Genomic DNA, 24221 nt, shown 5'->3' with positions numbered 1-24221 from the left:
GCAATTTGCGGTTGCTTGTAAAACGACAAAGTTGCGAGAATGGGCGCATCGACGACTCTTTCGCGTAGTTGTTTTTGCATGATTTCCTACATCGTCCGCCGGTTTCTATACGCCTTGCCGCTGCTGATGGCTGTCAACGTATTGACTTTCATATTGTTTTTCGTGGTTAACAGCCCGGACGACATGGCCCGCATGCAGTTGGGGCAAAAGCACGTCACCGAACAAGCCATACAAAATTGGAAGCATCAGCACGGCTACGATTTGCCGCTGCTATGGAACGGCGCCGCGCAAGGCGGCGAGCGGCTGACCGGAACCATTTTCTATCAAAAGTCGGTCAACTTGTTTTTGTTCGATTTCGGTATTTCCGATAGCGGCCGCAACATCGGCGCGGATATTCGCCAACGCATGTGGCCCAGCTTGGCTCTGGCGGTGCCGTCGTTGCTGGTCGGCTTGCTGGTGAATATCAGCCTGGCCTTGTTGCTGGTGTTGTTTCGCAACAGTTATCTGGAATTGGGCGGTAGTGTGCTGCTGGTGATGCTGATGTCGGTGTCGTCCTTGTTTTACATCATCGGCGGCCAATATTTCATCGGCAAACTGCTGAAATTGGTGCCGATTTCCGGGTACGACACCGGCTTGGCGGCGCTTAAGTTTTTGATTTTGCCGGTGCTCATCAGTGTGGCGGCAGGCATCGGGTCCGGCGTGCGCTGGTACCGTACCTTATTCCTGGAAGAAGTGGAGAAGGACTATGTGCGTACCGCACGCGCCAAGGGCTTGAGCGAAACCCAAGTGTTGTTCAAGCACGTACTGAAAAACGCGATGATTCCTATCTTGACCGGCGTGGTCGTGGTGCTGCCGCTGTTGTTCATGGGCAGTTTAATCATGGAGTCGTTCTTCAGCATTCCCGGACTTGGGAGTTACACGATAGATGCGATAAACCGCCAGGATTTCGCCATTGTTCGGTCCATGGTGTTTTTGGGGTCGGTGCTATACATTGTCGGTTTATTGCTCACCGACATTTCCTATACCTTGGTGGATCCGCGCGTGAGGTTGAATTGATGCAAGTGTTATGGACGGACGCGCTGGTTTATCTGCTGGTCGCGGCTGCCGCGGCTTTGGCGGTTTATGTGGCGCGCCAGCAGCACATGCAAAGGCCGTTGCGCAAAATTGCCGCTAGCCCGGTCGCGGCGGCTTCGTTAACCCTGTTGCTATGCTTCGCGCTGATCGGTCTGGCCGATTCGCTGCATTTCAAAGACGCGGATAGCCGCGGTAACGAAATCCTTAGTTTGCTGGATTTAGCCTGTAACGACATGCGCGCGCACGCCGAGAAAACCTATTCGGCGCCGTTTGCGACTCATTTGTATGCCAAGGAAAACATTGCGATGCCGGACGGCAGCACCCGCTGGGATTATCCGCGCCTGCAACACGGCGGCGCGCATTTGCAAGATCCGCAGCACGAATGGGCCGGCGATGTAGTGGCTAAAACCGTCGGCGGCTTGAGCAAGGGCGGCGGCTTGATGTTGATGGTCATGCTGTTGTCTTGGGGCGATAGGCAGGCTAGAGGCAGGGCATTTTGCGCTGCTGCCAGCGCCCAGGCGGTTTGGGCGACGTTGTTCATCGTCGTCACTGTCAGTTATGCCTTGTTTTCGCTATCGCAGTACTACCACGTGCTCGGTACCGATAAAGTCGGCGAAGATGTGTTCTATCAAACCTTGAAAAGCATACGCACCGGTCTGGTGATCGGTTCCTTGACGACGCTGGTGATGCTGCCCTTGGCCATCGTGTTCGGCATCATGGCCGGGTTTTTCAAGGGCTGGGTCGACGACGTGATTCAGTTCATCTATACCACCTTGAACTCCGTTCCGGGCGTTTTGCTGATCGCTGCGTCCATCTTGATGGTGCAAGTATATATGGCCAATCATCCGGAAAACTTCAACAACTTGTTGGTGCGCGCCGACATGCGATTGCTGTTTTTGTGTTTGATATTAGGGGTGACCAGTTGGACCGGCCTGTGCCGTTTGCTGCGCGCGGAAACCCTGAAATTGCGCGAGATGGAATATGTGCAGGCCGCCCAAGCCCTGGGCGTCAAACCGGCCATGATTCTGTTTCGCCACATCCTACCCAACGTGATGCACATCGTCTTGATCGCCGTGGTGCTGGATTTCAGTTCGCTAGTGCTGGCCGAAGCCGTGTTGTCCTACATCAACATCGGCGTCGATCCCACCACCCACAGCTGGGGCAATATGATCAATCGGGCCCGGCTGGAAATGGCCAGAGAGCCCGTAGTCTGGTGGTCGCTGGCCGCCGCTTTTGCCTTCATGTTCGCCCTGGTGTTGGCGGCGAATCTATTTGCCGACGCGGTCAGGGACGCGTTCGATCCGCGGAGGGTTGAGCGTGGCTGATTCCTTGCTCAAGGTCGAGAACTTGACCGTCGCCTTCGGTCAATCCCAAGTCGTCGATGACGTCAGTTTTCATATCAACCTCAGCGAAACCTTTGCATTGGTTGGCGAATCCGGTTCCGGCAAGTCGATGGCGGCGTTGGCGGTATTGAGGTTGTTGCCGAATGCGGCAGCCATGCGGGCTGCCGGCATTCGGTTAGGAGACGCGGAATTGACCGGTATTCCGGAAATCGAGTTCTGCCGGCTGCGCGGTCGCCGCATCGGCTTGATTTTCCAAGATCCGATGTCGTCGTTGAATCCGGTGATGACGGTAGGCGAACAAATCGCTGAAGTGCTGCAATTGCATTTTGAACTTAGCCGGGCGCAAATCGCGCAACGGGTGCTGGCCTTGCTCGAACAAGTCGAAATTCCCGAGCCGGAACGGCGTATCCACGAATATCCGCACCAACTGTCCGGCGGCCAGCGCCAGCGGGTGATGATTGCGATTGCGCTGGCCGGCGAGCCGGATTTGTTGATCGCCGACGAGCCGACCACCGCCTTGGACGTGACCATACAGGCGCAGATTCTGACGCTATTGAAGAACCTGCAGCAACAGACCGGCATGGCCTTATGGTTGATCAGTCACGACCTCGCCCTGGTATCCAACGTTGCAGATCGCATTGCCGTAATGCAGCACGGCAAAATCGTCGAGACCGCCGCGACCGCCGAGTTTTTTCGGCAGGCGCAACACCCTTACAGTTTGAAACTGCTGGCGGCCTTGCCCCGGTTGGAAAGCTGTATCGGCAGACCGGCCAAACCGGCTACACCGCTACTGAAGGTCGAGGATTTCAAAGTGTATTACCCGATCCGCAAAGGGGTGTTCAAACGCACGGTCGGCCACGTCAAAGCGGTCGATGGGGTGGATTTCGAATTGCACGTCGGTACCACGCTGGCCTTGGTCGGCGAATCCGGCTGTGGTAAAACCAGCATGGGCAAGGGCTTGCTGAACTTGATTCCGGCGCATGCCGGCCGGGTGTCGTTCGACGGCAGGGAGTTGACGCTGTTGAGCGGAGAAAATTTGCGCAAGCAGCGAGCCGAAATGCAGATCGTGTTTCAGGACCCATTTGCGGCGATGAACCCGCGCATGCTGGTCGGCGACATCGTCGCCGAAGGCATTACCTCGCTACGCCCGGAAATCGACCGGGACGAAAAACGCCGGCGGGTGGCCCAATTGCTGCAACAAGTGGATTTGCCCGCAGACGCTGCGTTGCGTTATCCGCACGAATTTTCCGGCGGGCAACGCCAGCGCATCTGCATCGCCCGAGCCCTGGCGGTGGAGCCCAAGTTGATCATCTGCGACGAGCCGACCAGCGCGTTGGACGTGTCGGTGCAGGCGCAAATCATTGAATTATTGAAGAAGCTGCAGCGCGAACGCGGCTTGAGCTATTTGCTGATTACCCATAGTTTCGGCGTGGTCGCGGAAATGGCCGATCAAGTGGCGGTGATGTATCGCGGTAAAATCGTCGAATACGGTCCGGTCGAACAAGTGCTGAATCGGCCGGAACACGTTTATACTCGAACCTTGTTGGCAGCGGTGCCACGCTTGTTGTCCGCTTGACGCTGAAACCGTTAAGTTTTGGCTTGAGCGTCCGCCCTGACTATGCCCAAGGTCGCAGGGTTAGGCCGCCTTTTGGTTCGATGAACTTATCCCGCTCGCAGCCCCGGAATTCGCCGCGACCGGTTGAGTTAACGACATTGGCGCCCTGCGGGTTCTCGCTATCGGCTGGGCTTTTCTTAAAAGAATTCTAACCAACGTCGCAGGTTGTATAGACGATGAAAATACTGGTAGGCATTAAACGGGTGATCGACTACAACGTGCAGGTGCATGTGAAAGCGGACGGCTCGGGGGTCGAAACCGACGGGGTCAAAATGAGCAGCAATCCGTTCGACGAGATTGCGGTCGAACAGGCGATTCGCTTAAAAGAAGCCGGTGTGGCGCACGAGATCGTAGTGGTGTCCATAGGCGAAGCCGAAGCGCAGGAGCAATTGCGCTCGGCCTTGGCGATGGGGGCGGACCGGGCGTTGTTGGTACACACCGCTCAGGCGGTGCAACCCTTGTTGGCCGCCAAAATCCTGGCTGCCGTCGTCAAGCGGGAGCATGCGGATTTGGTCTTGCTCGGCAAGCAGGCGATAGACGACGACGCCTGTCAAACCCCGCAGATGCTGGCGGCACTTCTGGACTGGCCGCAAGCCACCTTCGCCTCGAGCATTCAGGTCGGCGACGGTCGAGCCGAGGTGATTCGGGAAGTCGACGCCGGTCTGGAAACCTTGTCGGTTGCCTTGCCGGCCGTCCTATCCACCGACCTGCGTCTGAACGAACCGCGGTTTATCAAAATCCCGCAAATCATGAAAGCCAAGTCCAAGCCGCTACAGATCGTGGAATTCGCCGAGTTAGGGATTGCGGATACGCCGAGTTTGAGGGTTTTGAAAACCGAAGCGCCGGCGGGGCGGCAGGCCGGAATCAAAGTGGAATCGGTCGCGGAATTGGTGGGTGCGCTGAAAGAACGGGGGTTGCTATGAGCAATAACATTTTGGTGATCGCCGAGCAGCACGGCGGCGTTTTAAATCCGGCTACGGCTAAAACCGTCGCTTGCGCCCGGCAAATCGAGCACCAAACTCTGGATCTTGCGGTGTTCGCGGCCGATGCCGCGCCCGCCGAACACGCGGCCAAGCTGGAAGGGGTCGGCAAGGTGATCTGGCTGGCGGATGCCGGTTACGCTCATCCGACAGCGGTGGGCTTGGAAGGGCGGATTCTGGCGTTGGCGCAGGGATATACGCATATTTTGGCGCCGGCCACGAGTTTCGGCAGGGATGTGTTGCCACGGGTTGCCGCCAAGCTTGACGTGCCGCAAATCAGCGAGATAGTCGCGGTGGAAAGTGCGCGGATATTCAAGCGGCCGATTTATGCCGGAAACGCGTTGATAACCGTGCAAGCGCCGCCGGGCATCGTGGTCGGTACGGTGCGCGCCAATGCCTTCAAGCCGGTCACTGAAAGCGGTGCCGCCTGCATCGAAAAGCACGAAACGGCACCGGACCAGCCCGAGCATACCCGTTTCGTGTCTCTGGTGGGCGGTAGCGGCGACCGGCCGGATTTACAAGCGGCGGCCCGGGTATTGGCTGGCGGCCGTGGGGTCGGCACTCAAGCAGGCTTTGCCGACATTTTCAAGCTGGCCGATGCGATGGGGGCAGCGGTTGGCGCATCCCGCGCTGCGGTGGATGCCGGTTTCGTCCCCAACGACCTGCAAATCGGCCAAACCAGCAAAATCATCGCGCCGGATTTATACATTGCGTTCGGTATTTCCGGCGCATTTCAGCATTTGGCCGGGATCAAGGACGCCGGCGTGATCGTGGCGGTCAATACCGATCCGAACGCGCCGATTTTCGAGGTGGCGGACATCGGTCTGGTTGCCGATTTGTTCGAGGTGATTCCGCAGCTCGAACAAGCCTTGGCAAACAAGTAGGCCGGCCATGGAACGCGAATCCGTAGCATTCGATGTGGCCATCGTCGGCGCCGGGCCGGCAGGTTTGGCCGCTGCCATTAAAATCAAGCAGTTGGCAGGCGAGCGCGGCCTGGATATCAGCGTTTGTGTGTTGGAAAAAGGCTCCGAAGTAGGGGCGCACATCTTATCCGGCGCTTTATTGGAAATCAAAGCTTTAGAGGCGTTGTTTCCCGCTTGGCGGGATTTGCAGGCCCCGGTCGGGGTAAAAGTTGCCGACGAGGAGCTGTGTTTTCTGGCCGGCCAACAGCACGCCGTGACAGTGCCGGATTTCGCAGTTCCCAAGCCTTTACGTAACCACGGCCATTACGTGGTTAGTTTGGCCAATCTGTGCCGCTGGCTGGGCAAGCAGGCGGAAGGCTTGGGCGTCGATATTTTCGCCGGGTTTCCGGCCGACAGCCTGTTGTACCGCGAAGACGGCGGCATAGCCGGCGTACTGACCGGCGATATGGGGCTGGATAAACAGGGCCGACAAAAGCCCGGTTTCCAGGCCGGCATCGAAGTCAGGGCCAAGTACACTTTGTTTGCCGAGGGTTGTCACGGCCATTTGGGCAAGCAACTGGCGGAACGTTATTGCCTGCGCGAGGGCGCCGATCCGCAGCATTACGGCATAGGCATCAAAGAAGTGTGGAAGATAGACGCCGCCAAGCACCGGCCGGGAAACGTGTTGCATACCTTCGGCTGGCCGCTGGACGGTTTCAGCGAAGGCGGCGGATTCTTGTATCACTTGGACGGACAACAAGTGGCCTTGGGCTTCATCGTCGCCCTGAATTACGTCAATCCGCACCTGAATCCTTATCAGGAAATGCAGCGCTGGAAACTGCATCCCAAGATCAAACCCTTGCTGGAAGGCGGCACCCGTGTGGCGTACGGGGCGCGGGCGCTAAACAAAGGCGGCTGGCAGTCGTTGCCGCGCATGAGTTTTCCGGGCGGTTTGTTACTGGGTTGCGATGCCGGCTTGTTGAATCCGGCCAAATTGCGCGGCATCCACAATGCATTGCGTTCCGGCATGCTGGCGGCGGAAACGGTGTGCGAAGCGTTGTTGGCCGGCGACGGCGCCGAGCTTGACAACTTCGAGCAAAAATTTCGCGCATCGCCGATGTATGCGGAGCTCTATCAGGCTCGCAACGTGGCGCCGGCGCTGAGCAAATGGGGCCCTTTGCTGGGCGGAGCGTTTTTTTGGCTGGACCAAAATCTACTAGCCGGGCGATTGCCGTTTACCTTGCGCAAGCCGCGGGCCGATCATGCGGTGTTGAAAGCGGCCACCGCTTGTAGGCCCATCGATTACCCGTGTCCGGACGGCAAGATCAGCTTCGATTTGTTGGCTTCGGTGGCCTTGTCCAACACCCATCACGAGGCCGACCAGCCTTGTCACTTGCAGCTCCGCGACGCCGCAGTGCCGCTGGCGGTCAATTGGCCGCAATACGCAGAGCCGGCTCAGCGCTATTGTCCGGCTAAGGTGTACGAGGTGATAAGCGATGCGCAGGGCCGCCGCAGTTTCGTCGTCAATGCGCAAAATTGTCTGCACTGCAAAACCTGCGACATTAAAGATCCGGCGCAAAACATAGACTGGCGACCGCCCGAAGGTGGGGGCGGCCCCAATTACACCAATATGTAGCGGAAAGTTTGGCTCGCGCCGTTCGGGTGGGGGGCTACAAACCCAGCCAGCGGGCGATGATGTTGCGTTGGATTTCCGAGGTGCCGGAGTAAATGGTGCTGCCGATTGCGTCGCGCAACGCGCGTTCCACTTCGTAATCCACCATGAAGCCGTAGCCGCCATGGATTTGTACGCTGTCCATGGCGGTTTTGACTAGCGATTCGCTGACGAACAGCTTGGTGATCGCCGAGTCCATCGACACGTTTTTACCTTGCTGCAGACGCCAGGCGGCTTGGTAGGTCAGCAGCCGGGCGGCTTCCAGATTGACTTTCATGTCGGCGATTTTGTGCGAAATCGCCTGAAATTTGCCTATTGCTTGCCCGGATTGGCTGCGCTTTCTGGCGTAGGCGATAGAGGTTTCCAGCAAGCGTTGCATGGCGCCGACGTGGCCGGCGACCAGCAATACCCTTTCCCAGTCCATCGCCGTGGCGAATACGCTGGCACCGCCGCCCACCGAACCTAACACTGCCGAGGCGGGCAGGTAGACGTTTTCGAACACCAATTCGCTGATCGGCGAGGTGCGCAGGCCCAGTTTCTCGAAGGTGCCGGGTGCCGAAAAACCCGGCATGCCCTTTTCCAGCAAGAAGGCCGTGGTGCCGCCGTGAAAGCCTTTTTGCGGATTCGTCATGGCGAACACGATGGCGACGTCGCCGACCGGGCCGTTGGAAATAAAGGTCTTGCTGCCGTTGAGGCGCCAGCCGTCGCCGTCGGCCACCGCCGTGGTGCGCATGGCGAACGCGTCCGAGCCGGCGCCGGGTTCGGTGATGGCGTGCATGCCTATCAAGCTGCCGTCGCACAAGCCGGGTAAGTAGCGCTGTTTTTGTTCGTCGCTGCCGTGTTCGGATAAGGGCACCACGCAGGCCAGAATGTGGGCGCTGAGGGAGAATACCAAACCGGCGTCGCGGCAACCGTAGCCCAAGGCTTCCAAGGCGACGGCCACCGATAAGGCGTCCAGATTGCTGCCGCCGTAGGCCTCGTCGGCGGGTAGGCCCTGGATGCCCATGTCGGCGCATTGTTGCCAACAATCGCGCGGGAATTGGTGGTCGCGGTCGCGCGCAATCACGTCGTCGTTCAGCGCTTGTTGGGCGAATTTGACGATGCTGTCGCTTAAGTTTTTTTGTTGCTCGGACAAACTGAAGTCCATGGTCAGGCCCCCTTCAAGGCTTGGTAATCGATTTTGTCGGTGGAGGTTTTCGGCAGTTCGGGCAGCCAGACGAATTCGTCGGGAATCATGTATAGCGGCAGGTTTTCGGTGCAAAAACGTTTCATCGCTATGATGGACGGCCGGGTTTCGCCGTGATGGCTGACAAAGGCCTTGATTTTAATGCCGGCCTCTTCGTCGGCCTGCGCCAGTACCGCGGCTTCCTTGATGTCGGGATGTTTATACAAGCCGGCTTCGATTTCGCCAAGCTCTACCCGGTAGCCGCGGCGTTTGACCATGCGGTCGCGGCGGCCTTGATACAGATAACAGCCGGGTGCGGTTTCCACCACGATGTCACCGGTGTGATACCACTGTTTGCCGTCGAAACTTAAAAACGCCCGCGCGGTTTGTTCGGCCAAATCCCAATAGCCTTGCATCACGCCGCTGCCGCTGATGCACAGTTCGCCGGACTCTCCGTTCGGCACGATGCGGTCGTCGCTATCGACTACTATGCCTTGTAAGTGGCTGCAGACCTCGCCGATAGGAAAAGGTATCGTGCGGTCTTCCGGTATCGGCAGTTTCACTTCGTAATAGGTGCAAACGTTGGTTTCGGTCGGGCCGTACAGATTGAAATAGCGCGGATGCGGCCACTGCTCGCTAAGATTACGCAAATGTTTGACCGGGAATACTTCGCCGGCGAACAACACCAAACGCAATGCGGAATAGTCGTACTCCGCCAATGTGCCGAATTGGGCCAGCAAACTCAGGATGGACGGTGCCGAATACCAGCAGCTGATGCGCTGTTCGGCAATCAGCGGGGCTAATTTGGTGGGTTCTTTGCCGACGTCTTCCGGCACCAGCACCAGGGCAGCGCCATGCTTCAGCGACACATGCAAATCCAAAATCGACAAATCGAAATGAAAGGGGGCGTGGGACGAGAAGCGGTCGGTTTCGCTCGGTTCGAACACCTCGGAACACCACTCGACAAAGCTGACCGCATTTTGGTGCGACAACATCACGCCCTTGGGTTTGCCGGTGGAACCGGAGGTGTAGAGGATGTAGGCCAAATCGTCGGCGTTCGGTATGACCGTGGTTGCCGCTGCTGGGGAAAGATCGGCCAGAACGTCGGCTAAACCCTGGCCGCCGCCGGCTTGTTCGATGCAACACAGTGTCGGCTCGGCGCCCAACCGGGCTAATTCGACTCGCAATTTTTCTTCGAAGCGGCGTTCGGTCAACAGCACTTTGACCTGGCAGTTGTGCATGATATAGGCGTTGCGGGAGGGCGGCGCGCTGAAATCCACGGGTACGTAGGCGGCGCCGGCTTTTAAAATGCCGTAAATAGCCGCTACCGTATCGATAGACTTGCGCATATAAAGGCCTACCCGGTCGCCTGGCCGAACGCCGGAGGCGATCAAATAATCCCTGAAACCGTCGGACAGTTTATCCAGCTCCTGGTAGGTCAGTTGGCCGGCCTGCGGTTCGACGACGGCAATGCGTTCCGGAAAGCGTTGCGCGGCCTGAATAAATGCCTGATGTAAAACTTGACTCGTCATAAGCGGATTCGTCCTCGGCAATCGAGATAGTCGTTCGTGGATGCGTGTTAAGCGCTTTCCGCGGCTTCCAGAGTGGCGGCGTCCCAGCCCATTTCGTCGAACCAGCGGCCGCCTATGCCGCGGTTTAACGGAAAGGCTTGATTCATCACGCCGTCGAACAAAATCATGTTGTTGCGTTTCAAAATATCGTCTCCTAATGCATCCAGAGCGCGGGCGCGGGCAACCGGGTCTTTGATGCAATCGGCTTCGTGTACCACCGGTATGAATTCCAACGCGTCGTCGATGGCCGCGTTGTAGTCCTCGACGCAAAACTTGGGCAGAGCGGAGACGCTGCCTTTGATTTCCATCAATCGTCGTACCGCGCGGAAGCCGACGTCAACTAGCTGCTCGCGACTTAGCCATTGGGTTTCGTAGTTGATCCGGTTCAGTAGCGACGCGCTTTCCATGGCTTTGCGGTGCTGTTCGGCGCTACGATGAAACACCCGGTAGCCGTGCTGCTCGGGGAATTCGAAAAAGGTCGAAGCGGGGTCGAGAAATGGAATCATCGGGCATATCATCGGATTGACGTTGCGGCCTTTGAATTTGTGCAGCAGATGGGCGCAGTAATCCACCGTCTCGTCCACAGACCGTGGAGTCTGCTGCGGCATGCCGATAAAGTACCAGATGTCGATGTTATGGATGCCGATTTCCAGGGCCCGCTCTATCCAGGCCTCCATTTCTTCGTTGCTATAGACGCCACGTCCGGATAGCTTGGAAATGGTGTGGTCGTGGCTTTCCGGCGACAAGGTGATGCTGGTGCGCTTGTTGGCGCGCACCATGTGTTTGAGGATGTCCTCGCTGGTTAAAAAATACTGCTCGTAACTGATGCCCTTGAGGCCGGTGTCGCCGACCAAGTCCAGAAAGAAATGCATGCCTTGCGGCGATTCGTTATACGAGCCCACCGAATAAAAATGGTAGTTGTTGACGTCCGGAATATTGCGGATGGTCTGGAATTCGTAGCTGATTTCTTCTTTGGGCTTGCGGGCCATGGTGCGGTGACGTTTGAAGACCCGGCGAAAGGCCTCCCGGGAACCGCCGCACCAGCCGCAGTTATAAGCACAACCGGCGTTCTGGGTCGATAAGAGCTCCATGATCGGTAAAGCGGTGGATTTGGCATCCCGCGGCTGTTGCGACCAGTCTATGCCGCAACCGTACACGTTCGGTTTGTGGGCAAAGTCGTTCATCCGCACGTTGCCGTCGTGATCTTTCCACATCAAGTTCTCGATGTCGCTCGGGGCGCGGCCTGCCTTGATCGCGGGCAGCAACTGCGCCATCGGTTCGTGGGTGTTGTAGCCCTGCATCACCATATCGACGTACGGATATTGAATCAGCTCGCTGGCGAAATAAGTCGAGGAAATGCCGCCGAATATGATTTTGATGTCCGGGCGCAAAGCGTGTATGCGTTCGGCGACTGCAAGACTGCCTTGTACGTGCACCATCCAATGCAGATCGATTCCGACCAGAGGCGTATCCAAAGCCAGGGCGATTTTGTCGAAGTCGAGTCCGGGGTGGCGCAGCAGAATGCTGCTTAAATTGAGGATGCGCACCTCGTGGCCGCGTTCGCCCAGAAAACGCTGCAGAGTTTTGAAACCCACCGGAAAATATTCGTACAAAGGCGTGATCGGCACGTCGCCGCTGGTGCCGAGAAAGGGGAAATAGATGTCGCGGCGATTGCGGAAATCGAAAAATGCCGGGGCATGAATCAATACCAGGTCGGAGCGAAGGGACGGCAGGGAATGGCCGAGGTTTGACATCATATAAATCCTCTAAAGGCAGGCTGAAGGCGAGTGGTTGAAAGTGTCCGGCAAATCGTCCCTGGGTTTACGCGGGTAGTCATTACGATGGTTTTTCACAGAAACAGCGAGAGATTTTCGACGGTGCAGTGATCGACAAGGATTTTTCGTTCCCGTAGCAACCATTTTCCGCCTGTCGACCATTTGTCCTCCCGGCAGCCGACGACCAGCCATTCCTCTCTGAAGCTACGGCTTCTGAATACCATGAAGTTGGACCTGACTAGCACCAAACCGTCCTGTTCGGTATCGGCGGTGATGTTGGAGATGAAACGCCGGGTCCGGGTGGGCGGAATTTCGGTCCAAGCGAGTTCGGTATCCAAGCGGTCTACCCGCAAGATCAAACTGGCTTTGTTTTCGTCGAACAGTGGCAGCCGCTGCGTTTCGTCTTGTTTTTCCTGCGCGCGGGACACATTCGCGCGTACCGGAGCCCAGTAGCGTAAATTCAAGGCTAAAAGTTCCAGCCATTCGCGGTAGCGGCCGGAGTCGAGCAAATGCGCTTCGTGAAATAGCAGTCTTTCGATGTCGTGGATCATGGGGTGCCGTCCGCGTGAGCTATTATCTCCGCCCAACGTTTATAAAACGCCAAGGCCGCAATATCGGATTGCAATGAAGCGGTGTGGCCCGGGAAGGGCCTATTCTGAATTTCCGGGTCGGCGTCGAATTCGTAACAGAGGCGAAAATCCGGCGGCATCCCTTTTAGATTGTCGGCCAAGCGTGACCACACCTCCAAATCGTCCTGTTCCAGCATGCCGGTCGGCGAAAACAGCCGGGTGACCTGTTTTCTGACCAAATCCTTGATTTGCTCGGGCGCGTCCTTGTGATAGAGCGGCCACGACCATAATTCGGTTTGATCGGGGGACCTGGGGTTCCAGACGCGGATACTGCACAATCCCGGAAAATAGACGAAGGACAGATTGGGAAATATCGTGATGACCAAGGTGCAACGCAGCAGTTTGCGTTGGGCTTCCGAGATGCGTTGTTCGGCCGCCAGTTTATCCAGATAAAGCGTGTAGGTGGTGTCGACCTCTTGTTTGGGCGCGATACAGATCAGTATGTGTCCCTGGTCGGTCCAGACGTGAAAGCTGTCTTCACTGTTCGGGTCTTCGTTGCGGCGGCCGAGTTTGCCCATGCTGCAGTGCACGGCCTGAAAATGCCAATTGTCGGAACCGAATTGTTCCGCTGGAATTTTCCAGTTGCAATGTACGGTCGAACGATGGGTGCCCTTGGACACCTCCGTGCCGCCGTTGCAATCCAACAACATATCCAAATACCATTTCATGTCGCCGAGGTAGTCTTCCAGCGGAGCGGCAGCGGGCGAGAAGGTGCAAAAAATCAGGTCTCGATACACAGAAACCTGGGCGGCTTTGCATAAGCCCCACTTCGATTTGTCGAATTCCGGTGAATGGCGGCGGGGGACGCCGATCAAATCGCCTTTGTTGTCGAATACCCAGTTGTGGTAAGGGCACACGAATTTTCTGGCGTTGCCGTATTCTTGCTGGCAGACTCTGGCGGCGCGATGGCTGCAGACGTTGGCAAACACATTGAATCGGCCTTCGCCGTCCAAGCAAAGCAGTACCGGCACCGTACCGGCGTAAGCCTGGATAAAGTCGCCCTTTTCCTTGAACTGGCTGCGATGCCCGAGGTAAAGCCAGCTTTCGGAAAACACTGTCGCTTGTTCGCGGGCGAAAATATCCGGGTCGGTGAATACCCGCCCGCTGACGGTTCTATCGTGAATGTCGACCAGGCGCTTATCCATGGGTCTCCCAATTAGCCAATAGTGCTGAAATCGCAACGGGTGGGTATGCGCTTAACCTAATTTCGCCTGAACCAGCGCGCTGATATCGGCTAGGGTGTCGAGATGTTCCGAATCGGTTTCGTGCGCCTTGAATTTGACGCCGAACTTTTCCTCTAAAAACGCAACCAGCCGCAAAGTTGCAATCGAGTCAAGAATACCGCCGGTGATGAGCGGCGTATCGTCGGTCAATTCGTCCGGGTTTTCCCCCGGCAAAAATTCCCTGAGCACAAATTCTTTAACGATTGCGAGTGTGTCTTGAGTCATGTGTGGATTCTCCTGTTGGCGGATGCGTTGTTGTTTTACTGATGGGTTGATGAAAACACGGCCTCGCGGTTTACCAGCAAGGCGTCGTAAATTGCCGATGCAATCAATTGATGACCGGTGCCGTTGGGATGTTCGTCCCATTCGGCCAAACGAATGGTATTAATGTCGCGGCCGCGGAACATTCCGTTCAAGTCGAGCACGATAAAACCTTCCGCGGCGGCGATTTTAAGACTGGGCGCAGTTTCTTCCTGCCATACCCCGTCTCGTAGTTGCGGTAAAAATATCAGTACCGGCTTGATACCGCGTTCGCGGCATTGGCTGGTGATGCGACGGTAAATTGCCGTGAGTATGTCTTGGCCGTAAGGCTCTAAAAGTCTTAGTGCCGTGGTTTCGTCCATATCCGGGGTTACAGCCGCGGATGTGACGATGGCGCTTAATTCCGGATAAGGAATGGCAATTTTTTCGCGCACAGCGGTGGCGATATAGCGAGCGGAGCGCGACATTTCCCGGCCGGTGGCGATATAAAAAACGGCGCTCGGCGTAAAGCCGAATGCCTTCTCCAGTGCGGGTAGTTGTTGCGGCGGATTGTAGCCGGGTACCCCGAAATTCAACAATTCGTATTTGGCGTAAGGCGAGTTGACCAACTCCCGATTCAGGCGGTCTTCCAATAGCGCTTCGAAGGTTTGTCCGTCGCCGACGCCCCAGCCCATCACCGACGAAGCGCCCAGCACCGCCGCTCTGAACACGCCCGGCTCCGGCGCCACAGCATAATCTTTATCGCGCATGCCGTATTGATTGATGGTAATTCGGCCGTACTTGGTGTCTTCGGCAAAGGAAGGAATCAGTTCGGTATGCGCAAAGCCGGGGACGAAACGCTTCAAATTGCTGGAGTCCACGTCTATCCAGTTGGTAGGCTTTTTAGAATACACTTCCCATAACTGCGAATTGAAACGGTTAACGTCCAGGAGATTTTCGTAGTAACCGCGTTCCATTTTGGCGGTATCTATCCGGCTTAAATGGCTGGAGCGTAAAGACAGCACCATGGTGGCTGTGGTGGGAGAAAACTGCGAATAAATCCCTTCGATGCCCAACAAGCACAGCAGCACGATTTTTACGGTAGTGATCGATACCGGCGACCAGATTTTTCGGCTAACGCCTTTACGCGGCGGTATATTGCCCGATGCGCCTATAGTGCCGGTGCTGCTGGCGACAACCACTAATAACGCAGCCACCAGCAGCGATTGTGCATTAAACACCGGATTGCTGTTAGGCTCGGCCGCCGCGGGGTCGGAACCCAATACTTGCCACAGCGACAGCCAGCCTGTAATCGATTCGCTGGTCCAGAACGACCATAAAATGCACAGCGCAATAAACGTCACCAACGTTTGCAGGTAAAGCGACAACCGGCTGCGCCAGCTTTGGGTGGATTTGTTCAGGGTACGGGTTCTGCCCCATTTGGCTTCATATAACGAGTTGGCGATGACTACCGCGCCAAGCAATGCCCAATATAAAAAGTCCTGCGGGACGAACAAAATGGTCCCTCTCAGCCAGAACCATTGGTAGGCATGCAGAAACCAGGTCAGAAAAAACACCAGCATCGTCGATAAAACCAGCGCCCAGGTTGCGCCGTAATCTTTTATCCGAAAATAAACCGGAAAATAAAACACCTTCATCATGAAATCCTTCCAATAGATGTTGGCGCGCCGGTACCAGTCGTTGAAACTGGTGGCTAGGAAAAAGAGATGGTGAGTTTCCGGTACTCTAAACCCGAATAAATGCAAAAGGCCGGTGATCAGGTGGAACAGACCGGAAACCCGCAAATACAGTGCAAAATTGGCTAACAAAAACTGGGCCAAATCTCCGCCGGTGTGGACTTCCGCCGGTGCCAAGGTCAAATGGTAATAAACCAGCCGGTAAATAATCAGTTGGGTAACGCCCCTGAGCATCCAATCGACGCCGGTTTGATAGATATGAAAGCTGTCGGCGTCGAAATAATTGCGGCGAAACGTTTTGTAGTCGACCACCGGAAACAGCGGGAAACAAGCGTTGGGCAGCATGAAGAAATAACTGAGGCTGCGCGACAAATTGAACGGCGCTTGATCGTGCTGCAAATCGTACATATACACGATCAGCCGGAACATGAACATGGAGCCTAAGATCGGCCAAATGGCGGCCGACCAGGGGAATGCGAGCAACTCGGCCCGTTGTAGCGCTAAAACCGAGCCGACGCTCAGTAACAGCACAATGCGCCACAGGAAAGACAGCGGCAGATGACAAATTCCGATCAACAACAAGCCGATGCCGATTAACCAGGCCCCGTTCTGCCAGCCCATCACCAGCACGATTCCGGCCAAGGACAAGCCGAGAAAAAACGGTAGCCGGTAAGCCAGAGGCAGCCAGGCATGCAGCAGAAATCCGCCGAAGGCCAACACGGCTAAACGTAGAAAAGCGGCGTTTTCGATTTGAAACTGGCGCATTGCCAGCAGCATGAAAGCCAGTTGCAGAACGATCAACAAAAACTTCGGAAAAGTAATTCCACCGGGTGAGTTCGAATCGGTTTGAATCGACGCCGTTAATCTTGAGATGAAATTACCCACTGTATATGTCTCCTAATTATTGTTTATTACAATTTTGTTATCGAGCCACTTGCGAATTCCTTAGTCGCGAATCAAGAAAGCTTACCGTCAATATTGCAGGCTAAACGTTCGCACGGATTGCCTTAGTCAGTATTGCGTGGATTATGGCATAGTTTTTCGGGTTGAACATTGGCAGGTTGAAATGCGCGAAGATCTATCCAGGGGACTGGAAGAGCGGCAGCGTTTGTCGAGAAACGGTATCACTCAACGGAAATGCGGAAAACCCCCGCTTATTCTGTAATGAGTTATGTGAAGTTTGGATGAAGATTAAATTAAACGTTGCTAGATAATGCCCGCGGGCATTTAAACAAAAGATTGGCGCTATATTGTCTTTTTATCATTTAATTAAAAATTTCTAAGTTTTCATGGTCTATTTTTTGCTGGAAACAGGCTTGCCGGCCATATGTGGCATAATGAAACTCATCCCTTTTCGTTAACCAGCCGATTCGAAACTCCGTGCCGACCTTCATTCTTAGCTGTCTGGTGTTAACCTTTTTGTTGCTGACCGACAGTTTCTATCTGCCGTATTTGCTTGAAGCAGCGGTTTGGCAGGCGGCGCTTGCCCTGGCTATCGCTTGTTATCTGGCAGGCCTTGCGAAAAAACTGTCCGGCGCCGCTTGGCACGACGGTTTTGCGGCTTGTCTGCTATGGGCTTGGTACGGTTGCTGGAAGCCGTTGTTCAGCCCGGACGCGCCGATGTTTTTCGCCTTCCCGCCGTTTTTTGCCGTGCTGAGCGGCTGGCTGTGGTTTGCGGTGATAAGCAAAAGCCGCTATTTCGATCAAGCCTCGCGCGATTCGTTGATTTACGTGCAGACTCGGCTGGCGCGCTTCAACACGCTTCTATTGGCGCCGGCGCTGCTGGCCAGCCTATGGATACCCGAACATTACCTAGTGTATCCGGTGCTGATGTGCGCATTCATCGTGCGCTACACCTTGCAGCGCTGTCTGGAAATCGTACAAAGCGACTGACGGGAACAGCGGCGGCCGGTACCGGGCGAGCTGTGTTGCCGGCTATCATCTATGTGATAATGCCGGCTTTGAATTTTGCGATAACTAGCGGGAAATCCTGATGGACGAGAACAAGAAAAAAGCGCTCGGCGCAGCGCTGATGCAAATCGAAAAACAATTCGGCAAAGGTTCGGTGATGCGCATGGGCGACGTCGCGGCGTCTCGCGACATTGAAGTCGTTTCCACCGGTTCGCTGTCGGTCGATATCGCCTTGGGCGTGGGCGGCTTGCCGCGCGGCCGCATCATCGAAATCTACGGCCCGGAATCGTCGGGTAAAACCACGCTGACCCTGCAAACCATCGCCCAGGTGCAAAAACTCGGCGGCACCGCCGCGTTCGTAGACGCCGAGCACGCGCTGGACCCCGTCTACGCGCAAAAAATCGGCGTCAACATCGACGATTTGTTAGTGTCGCAACCGGACACCGGCGAACAGGCGTTAGAGATTACCGACATGCTGGTGCGCTCCGGCGCGGTCGACATCGTGGTAGTGGATTCGGTAGCGGCCTTGACCCCGAAAGCTGAAATCGAAGGCGACATGGGCGACTCGCACATGGGCCTGCAAGCCCGCTTGATGTCGCAAGCCTTGCGTAAACTCACCGCCAACATCAAACGCTCCAACACCCTGGTGATCTTCATCAACCAGCTCAGGATGAAAATCGGCGTGATGTTCGGCAACCCGGAAACCACCACCGGCGGCAACGCCCTGAAATTCTACGCCTCGGTGCGCCTGGACATCCGCCGCATCGGTGCGATCAAAAAAGGCGACGAAGTTATCGGCAACGAAACCCGGGTTAAAGTCGTCAAAAACAAAGTCGCCCCGCCGTTCAAACAAGCCGATTTCGAAATCCTGTACGGCGAAGGCGTGTCGTTTTACGGCGAACTGGTGGACTTGGGCGTCGAATTCGGCCTGGTGCAAAAATCCGGCTCCTGGTACAGCTACGGCAACGAGAAGATCGGCCAAGGCAAAGAAAACGCCAAACAATTTCTGCGCGACAACCAAGAAAAAGCCGTCGAACTGGAAAAAGCCATCCGCGAGAAAGCCTTCGCCGGCCGGATCAGTGCAACGCCTATGCAGGACGACGATAACGATGCGGAGTTTGTGGACGGGGATTGAACGTCACGCTAGCTGATTTAACGCATGCGGCGGCGCATGCGTTCGGCTGGCTTTCACCCAATTCAAGGAGACGGCATGGTTGGCGAGTTGTCCTTCATTTCCATCGACTGGATCAAACCGCTGTGGAAAAAGCTGAATCAAGTCTGGCAACAGCAAGATAAGGAATTGGCTGAAATCGGTAATCTGTTCGGCGATCCGCGCTTGCTGGCAAAATATTACGTCGAACCCAACTGCCAGCACCACAATCCGGCCGATTACGATGAAGACCACGATCCGGTTTCCAACGTCAAGGCGCCGATTTTCAAGACCATTAACGATTTTCTGGCCAGATCCGCGCCGCTGAGCGACGGCCGCAATCAGCTGTTCGTGTTAGCCGACGCCGGCATGGGTAAAACCTCGTTGTTGCTGTTGTTGAAACTCAGTCAGCTACTGGGATTTTGGCCTAAGAATTACGACTGCCTGTTGCTGAAATTGGGTGAGGATACCTTACAGCGTATCCAAAACCATAGCGATCATACGCAAACTGTATTGTTGTTGGATGCGCTGGACGAAGATCCCACGGCCCAAGGCCGCATTGTCCAGCGTTTGTAGGCTTTGTTACAGGCTTCGGCGAACTATCGCCATGTCATCCTCAGTTGCCGTACCCAGTTTTTCCCGAAGACCGACCTCGATCCGTTCGGCCGGCCCGGTAAAGTCAGCGTTGCCGGGTTTATCTGCCCGATGTTGTTCGTGTCGTTGTTCGACGATAGCCAGGTTCGCGAATATTTGCTTAAACGCTTCCCGAATCCCTGGCATCACGGAATCACCAAGCAACCCAGTGACCAGTTTTTAAAGGCGGAAAGATTGTTAGCTTCCATGAAGTCGCTTAAGTTTCGTCCGTTGTTATTAGCCCACATCGAAGATTTGCTGGAAGCGGAGCAAAACTCCTGGGATGCCTACCACGTTTACCAGGCTTTGGTCGGTTGCTGGTTGAAACGCGAAGTGGCCAAAATGAAGCGAATTCCGGCCTTGACCGCGGCGCCTAGCGAAGCGCAATTGTGGAGCGCTTGCCGCAAGTTGCTTATTTCCTACAGGCGGACGGCAAACGCTGGCTGCCGGAAGACCGGCTGCAGCAACTGCTTGGGCCGGTATTGGATATGGAGTCTTTCAAACACCTGGATTTCGGTGGACGCTCTTTGCTCAATCGAAACTCCGAGCAGCAGTATCGATTTGCCCATTACAGTATCCAGGAGTTTTTGCTGGTTAACGCGCTGATGAATGACAGTTTGTCCGACGATGCGACGTGTTTGGGCAAGTCCTTGGCTACCGCGCAGATGTGGGATTTTCTTTGCGCCGCAAAGGCGGACTTATCCAAAGCGAGTGCCTTCTACGAGGTATTCGACTGCACCGATACCAAACTAAAACCGTATACGTTTTTGCCCAAGTTGCCCGATAAAGCGGCCGCCCTAGGCGTGGCACTGCCGAAAATGACATTCATTCCGCCGGGTAGTTTTGTGATGGGGCAGGATCATAGCGTGACCTTGGCTAAGCCCTTCCTATTGGCCTGTTATCCCGTAACCTTCGCCGAATACGACGCGTTTGCCGTGCAGACCGGCCGCCGCAAGCCTGACGACTGGGGCTGGGGACGCGGCGCGCGTCCGGTAATTGGTGTAACTTGGCAGGATGCTCAAGCCTACTGCGAGTGGCTGTCCGCCCAATGCGGCCACACTTTTCGGCTGCCTAGCGAGGCCGAATGGGAATACGCCTGCCGTGCCGGGACCGACACCGAATATTTTTGGGGAGACGACCCATCGCAGGCCGAACGCTACGCCTGGTTAGAGAACAATAGTAAAGGGAAAACCCAGCCGGTTGGCGAAAAGCAGCCTAATCCTTGGGGGTTGTACGATATGGTCGGCAATGTTTGGGAATGGCAGCAAGATATCTGGCACGAAGCTTATCAAGGAGCGCCGAATGATGGTTCTGCGTGGGAAGTCGATGGAGATGCTTCCCAGCGTGTGTTACGCGGCGGTTCCTGGCATGATGCGGCGAACATCCTTCGACCGATTCACCGCTTCAGGAACGCACCGGATCTCCGCAACAACGATATCGGTTTTCGGCTCGCCAGGACGCTGTAACCCTTTGCGCTTTTGGCTTTTTCCCTTTTTGATAGGCCGCGGGCCGCTTGCGAATTTTGGGATAGGCCGGGAAACGCGGCACGCCGGATGCGGTATCGGCGTAGAGGCCGGCAAGTCTTGGAATGGCGTCAGCCGTCTACCTGCTTGGCTAACCACTCGGTTTCGAATGTGTGGCCGGGAAGCGGCGGGGATAGCAGATAGCCTTGTATCTCGTGGCATTGATAGCTTCTGAGCAAGTTTAGTTGCGCTTCGGTTTCCACCCCTTCCGCGACCACTTTAAGATTCAAGATGTGGCCCATAGAGACGATGGTGTTAATGAACGCGGCTTGTTGCGAGCCGGGGTCGTCGTGATAGGCTTGGACAAAAGAGCGGTCGATTTTCAAGACTTGGATCGGTAGTTTTTGCAAATAGGCCAGCGACGAATAGCCGGTACCGAAGTCGTCCATGGCTACATAAAAGCCCAATTCGCGAATTTGGCGCAATTGCTGGGTCGCCCGTTCGATATCCTTCATGATCGTGCTCTCGGTCACTTCCAGCTCTATGTTGCCGGGGGTGACGCCGGTTTCCTTAGACATGCGTTGCAGCAGCTCTATAAAGTCTTCGGCCAGCAGTTGCTTGGCGGACAGGTTCAACGCCAAACGAAAGTCCGGAAATTGCGCTACCCATTGTTTGGCTTGTAAAAATCCGGTACGCAAAATCCAATCGCCCAGCGCCAGGATCAAACCGGTTTCTTCCGCCATGGGGATGAATTGATCGGGCGGCACCATGCCTATGCCGGGCCGTTTCCAGCGGATAAGCGCTTCCGCTCCGGTCAGGCGGCCGGATGAGCAGTCCGCTTTGGGCTGATAATACAGTTCGAATTCCTGTTTTTCCAAGCCGTGTCTCAGGGCGTTTTCCAATATCAGGCGCTGATGCGCCGCTTCGGTCATGCCGGCTTCGAAATAGCGGAAGGTGCCGCGGCCGCGCTCCTTGGAAACATACATGGCGGTATCGGCGTGTTTGGTCAAGGTATCGTAATCCTGGCCGTCGTCCGGGAAAATGGAAATGCCGATACTGACGCCGATGTAGACCTGATATTCCTGGATCGGTATGGGTTTGGTCATCAGCTCTACCAGCTTGCGGGCCAGGTCGCTGACGTCTTGGGTATCGTTCAAGCCGGGTAAAATCACCGTGAATTCGTCGCCCCCCAGGCGCGAGACCGTATCGGATTTGCGCAGGCAGTTCTGCAGCCGGTTGGAGACGATTTGCAACAAGGCGTCTCCCGCCCAGTGGCCTAGGGTATCGTTGATATTCTTAAAGTGGTCGAGATCGATAAAAAACAACGCCAGCCGGCTGTTGTTGCGTTGGGCGCTCAGAATTTCGTGTTCGAAGCGCTCCTTGAACAAAAAACGGTTCGGCAGGCCGGTCAGCACGTCGTAATAGGCCAGGCTTTTCAATTCCTGTTCGGTTTGTTTTTGCTGGCTGATGTCGGTCGATACCGAGACGAAATGGGTAACCCGGCCTTCGTCGTCGGTAACCGCGTTGATGCTGAGCAGCATCGGAAAGTTTTCGCCGTTTTTGCGCCTATCCCAAATTTCGCCTTTCCAATAGCCGCGGCTTAATAACGATCCCCATAAGTTGGCGTAAAACGAGCGGTCGTGCATATTGGATTTCAACAAGCGGGTATGTTGGCCCAAGGCCTCTTCGCGCGAATAACCGGTGATGTGGCAGAATGCGGCGTTGACTTCCAGGATGATGGCGTTCGGGTCGGTGATGAAAATGGCTTCGCTGCTGTTTTCGAAAACTTTGGCATTCAAACGCAATTGCATCTCCCGATGTTTCAATTCGGTGATGTTCAAGGCCGTGAGCACGGCACCTTCCAATTTGCCTTGTTCCGAATGCAGCAAACTGCTTTTGAGAAAATAAATGCCGTTGGAATGTGGCGTGGAGGCGCCGATGAGGGTGTGTTCGGCGCTGTAGTTGCCGTGCAGCCGGGTGGCTTCCAACATCACGGACTTAACCGGCCAAGGTAATTCGGGCAGTAGTGCGTCCAAACGCCGCAGTTCGTTGTCGGGCAATAGCCGGTCTATCGGGCTGTGCAATAGTTCGGTTTCGCTGTAGCCCAGTTCAAGCTCCACGGCGCGGTTGATGCGGGTAATCAAGCCCTGGGTATCGATGACGAACAACAAGTCGTCCATGCTGTCCATGATGCGGGCGACGAAGCGATTTAACGCGTGTTGCTGGTTGACTTTGCTCTTTAATTCGGCTTTTTGCTGTTCCAAGTCCTTCAGCATGGCGTTCATGCTGGCGGTGATGATGTGGATTTGTTTTTCTTGTTGCAGATGGGATTGGCGGAGTTTATCGAGTTCGTCTTGTAGCTCGGACGGTGTCGCCGTGCCGCCGTCGTTGCTCAAGATTCCGGCATCTCTGAGGCTGGCCAGCGAGGTGTAAAACACGTTGAGGCGTCGGATCACCCTGCAGCCGGATGTCAATGGAATGCGCGCCCCGTGCTGAGGGCACACCAGTACGTCGTCGGCAGTTAACGGGCAAGAGGCGAGATCGAAACCTTCGTGCGGGCAGCGAGACGGAATCGCCACGAAGCTTTCGTTCCAAGGGAAAATCAGCATCTCGAGGGAGCGGCTCAAGCTGGGGTGCGCCAAGCGCGCTTGCCAACGCGGCGGCGCGCAATGCTCCAAAAAGTCTTGGGTTTCGAACGCGATGTCAAACGTTGTGGAGGTTTTGAAATTCACGGTGCTACTACTTGACGGATAAGGTGTACCGCTTTCGGTATGGCGAGTTCTACCGAACGAGTTAATTGAGAGGTAAAGGGCGAAACGCCGGCTATGCCGACGCCGACCATGCGGATTTCCGGGAGTGGCTTATCCGACGCCAGCAACGCTTGGATTAAGAAATCGATCCCTGCTGCGTGGCCGTAATTGACCGGCGACAGCCTGGATAGGCGGGCCAAATCGAATAGTTCCACCGCGCCGGGCGTTTCGGGGTTGTGATAGGCGTCAACTATGAGCGCCCGGTTACAGGCCTCGAATAAGCGCAAGGCATTCAAGCCGGCGATACCGGCCTCGAAAATTTGCACGCCGGCAGGCCAGGCCAATTGGATCAGCGCTTGATAAATCCGGATGCCGACGGCGTCGTCGCCATGAAAACCGTTGCCGAAACAAATGATGTGGCAGTGCAT

Annotated in this window: 19 protein-coding genes; 10 read left to right on the top strand and 9 right to left on the bottom strand. The window is 55.7% G+C overall.

Features of this window, described 5'->3' with window-relative positions; genetic code table 11:
• Positions 1-78 precede the first annotated feature (78 nt).
• The 6 genes from AB0A83_RS16875 (at position 79) to AB0A83_RS16850 (ending at position 7550) form a co-directional block, all read left to right on the top strand.
• Positions 79-1056 (top strand): ABC transporter permease, encoded by a 978-nt coding sequence (locus AB0A83_RS16875; protein ID WP_150050394.1) that lies wholly within the window; start codon positions 79-81, stop codon positions 1054-1056.
• Complete coding sequence (locus AB0A83_RS16870) at positions 1056-2399, top strand: ABC transporter permease (RefSeq protein WP_150050393.1); 1344 nt, start codon at positions 1056-1058, stop codon at positions 2397-2399. The genes AB0A83_RS16875 and AB0A83_RS16870 overlap by 1 nt, the downstream gene beginning before the upstream one ends.
• Positions 2392-3993, top strand: a complete 1602-nt coding sequence (locus AB0A83_RS16865; RefSeq protein WP_150050391.1) for an ABC transporter ATP-binding protein — start codon at positions 2392-2394, stop codon at positions 3991-3993. Before AB0A83_RS16870 ends, AB0A83_RS16865 begins: the two co-directional genes overlap by 8 nt.
• A gap of 215 nt (positions 3994-4208) precedes the next feature.
• On the top strand, positions 4209-4955 hold the full coding sequence (locus tag AB0A83_RS16860; RefSeq protein WP_150050389.1) for an electron transfer flavoprotein subunit beta/FixA family protein: 747 nt from the start codon (positions 4209-4211) through the stop codon (positions 4953-4955).
• A complete protein-coding gene (locus tag AB0A83_RS16855; RefSeq protein ID WP_367154785.1) occupies positions 4952-5896 on the top strand; it encodes an electron transfer flavoprotein subunit alpha/FixB family protein in 945 nt (314 codons plus the stop codon). Before AB0A83_RS16860 ends, AB0A83_RS16855 begins: the two co-directional genes overlap by 4 nt.
• Positions 5897-5903: 7 nt before the next feature.
• Positions 5904-7550 (top strand): electron transfer flavoprotein-ubiquinone oxidoreductase, encoded by a 1647-nt coding sequence (locus AB0A83_RS16850; RefSeq protein WP_367154784.1) that lies wholly within the window; start codon positions 5904-5906, stop codon positions 7548-7550.
• A gap of 34 nt (positions 7551-7584) precedes the next feature.
• On the opposite strand, the gene AB0A83_RS16845 is transcribed toward AB0A83_RS16850, so the two are convergent.
• From AB0A83_RS16845 to AB0A83_RS16815, 7 genes are all read right to left on the bottom strand, one after another.
• Positions 7585-8733 carry an acyl-CoA dehydrogenase family protein gene (locus AB0A83_RS16845; RefSeq protein WP_367154783.1) on the bottom strand — a complete coding sequence of 383 codons (1149 nt, stop codon included), beginning with the start codon at positions 8731-8733 and terminating at the stop codon, positions 7585-7587.
• A gap of 2 nt (positions 8734-8735) precedes the next feature.
• Complete coding sequence (locus tag AB0A83_RS16840; RefSeq protein ID WP_367154782.1) at positions 8736-10283, bottom strand: amino acid adenylation domain-containing protein; 1548 nt, start codon at positions 10281-10283, stop codon at positions 8736-8738.
• Positions 10284-10330: 47 nt separating this feature from the next.
• Positions 10331-12079, bottom strand: coding sequence for a cobalamin-dependent protein (locus tag AB0A83_RS16835; RefSeq protein ID WP_150050379.1), 1749 nt, complete (start codon positions 12077-12079; stop codon positions 10331-10333).
• A gap of 92 nt (positions 12080-12171) precedes the next feature.
• The gene (locus tag AB0A83_RS16830; protein WP_256603355.1) at positions 12172-12648 is read right to left on the bottom strand and encodes an aromatic-ring-hydroxylating dioxygenase subunit beta; all 477 of its coding nucleotides are present in this window, start codon (positions 12646-12648) and stop codon (positions 12172-12174) included.
• Positions 12645-13871, bottom strand: a complete 1227-nt coding sequence (locus AB0A83_RS16825; RefSeq protein WP_150050375.1) for an aromatic ring-hydroxylating dioxygenase subunit alpha — start codon at positions 13869-13871, stop codon at positions 12645-12647. Before AB0A83_RS16825 ends, AB0A83_RS16830 begins: the two co-directional genes overlap by 4 nt.
• A 51-nt stretch (positions 13872-13922) precedes the next feature.
• Positions 13923-14174 carry an acyl carrier protein gene (locus tag AB0A83_RS16820; protein WP_150050373.1) on the bottom strand — a complete coding sequence of 84 codons (252 nt, stop codon included), beginning with the start codon at positions 14172-14174 and terminating at the stop codon, positions 13923-13925.
• Positions 14175-14209: 35 nt separating this feature from the next.
• The gene (locus AB0A83_RS16815) at positions 14210-16771 is read right to left on the bottom strand and encodes an SGNH/GDSL hydrolase family protein (protein ID WP_150050371.1); all 2562 of its coding nucleotides are present in this window, start codon (positions 16769-16771) and stop codon (positions 14210-14212) included.
• 495 nt (positions 16772-17266) lie between these two features.
• Here AB0A83_RS16815 and AB0A83_RS16810 point away from each other — a divergent pair, with 495 nt between their 5' ends.
• The 4 genes from AB0A83_RS16810 to AB0A83_RS16795 all read left to right on the top strand — a co-directional run bounded on the left by AB0A83_RS16810 (position 17267) and on the right by AB0A83_RS16795 (position 21046).
• Positions 17267-17779: a hypothetical protein gene (locus AB0A83_RS16810; protein ID WP_150050370.1), complete on the top strand. Its 513-nt coding sequence runs from the start codon at positions 17267-17269 to the stop codon at positions 17777-17779.
• A 100-nt stretch (positions 17780-17879) separates the two neighbouring features.
• Positions 17880-18932: a recombinase RecA gene (gene recA / locus AB0A83_RS16805; RefSeq protein WP_150050368.1), complete on the top strand. Its 1053-nt coding sequence runs from the start codon at positions 17880-17882 to the stop codon at positions 18930-18932.
• Between the two features lie 75 nt (positions 18933-19007).
• A complete protein-coding gene (locus tag AB0A83_RS16800) occupies positions 19008-19523 on the top strand; it encodes a hypothetical protein (protein ID WP_367154781.1) in 516 nt (171 codons plus the stop codon).
• A gap of 446 nt (positions 19524-19969) precedes the next feature.
• Positions 19970-21046 (top strand): formylglycine-generating enzyme family protein, encoded by a 1077-nt coding sequence (locus AB0A83_RS16795; protein WP_367154780.1) that lies wholly within the window; start codon positions 19970-19972, stop codon positions 21044-21046.
• Positions 21047-21174: 128 nt separating this feature from the next.
• Here the strand turns inward: AB0A83_RS16795 and AB0A83_RS16790 are convergent, their stop codons facing one another.
• Entirely contained in the window at positions 21175-23775 is a 2601-nt protein-coding gene (locus AB0A83_RS16790) for an EAL domain-containing protein (RefSeq protein ID WP_367154779.1), read from the bottom strand.
• The gene (locus tag AB0A83_RS16785) at positions 23772-24221 is read right to left on the bottom strand and encodes a hydrogenase maturation protease (protein ID WP_367154778.1); all 450 of its coding nucleotides are present in this window, start codon (positions 24219-24221) and stop codon (positions 23772-23774) included. Before AB0A83_RS16785 ends, AB0A83_RS16790 begins: the two co-directional genes overlap by 4 nt.

The sequence above is a fragment of the Methylomonas sp. HYX-M1 genome, assembly GCF_040741385.1.
Taxonomy (GTDB): domain Bacteria; phylum Pseudomonadota; class Gammaproteobacteria; order Methylococcales; family Methylomonadaceae; genus Methylomonas; species Methylomonas rhizoryzae.
The sequence above is the reverse complement of the archived record's forward strand: the minus strand, read 5'-3'. Positions and strand labels throughout refer to the sequence as shown.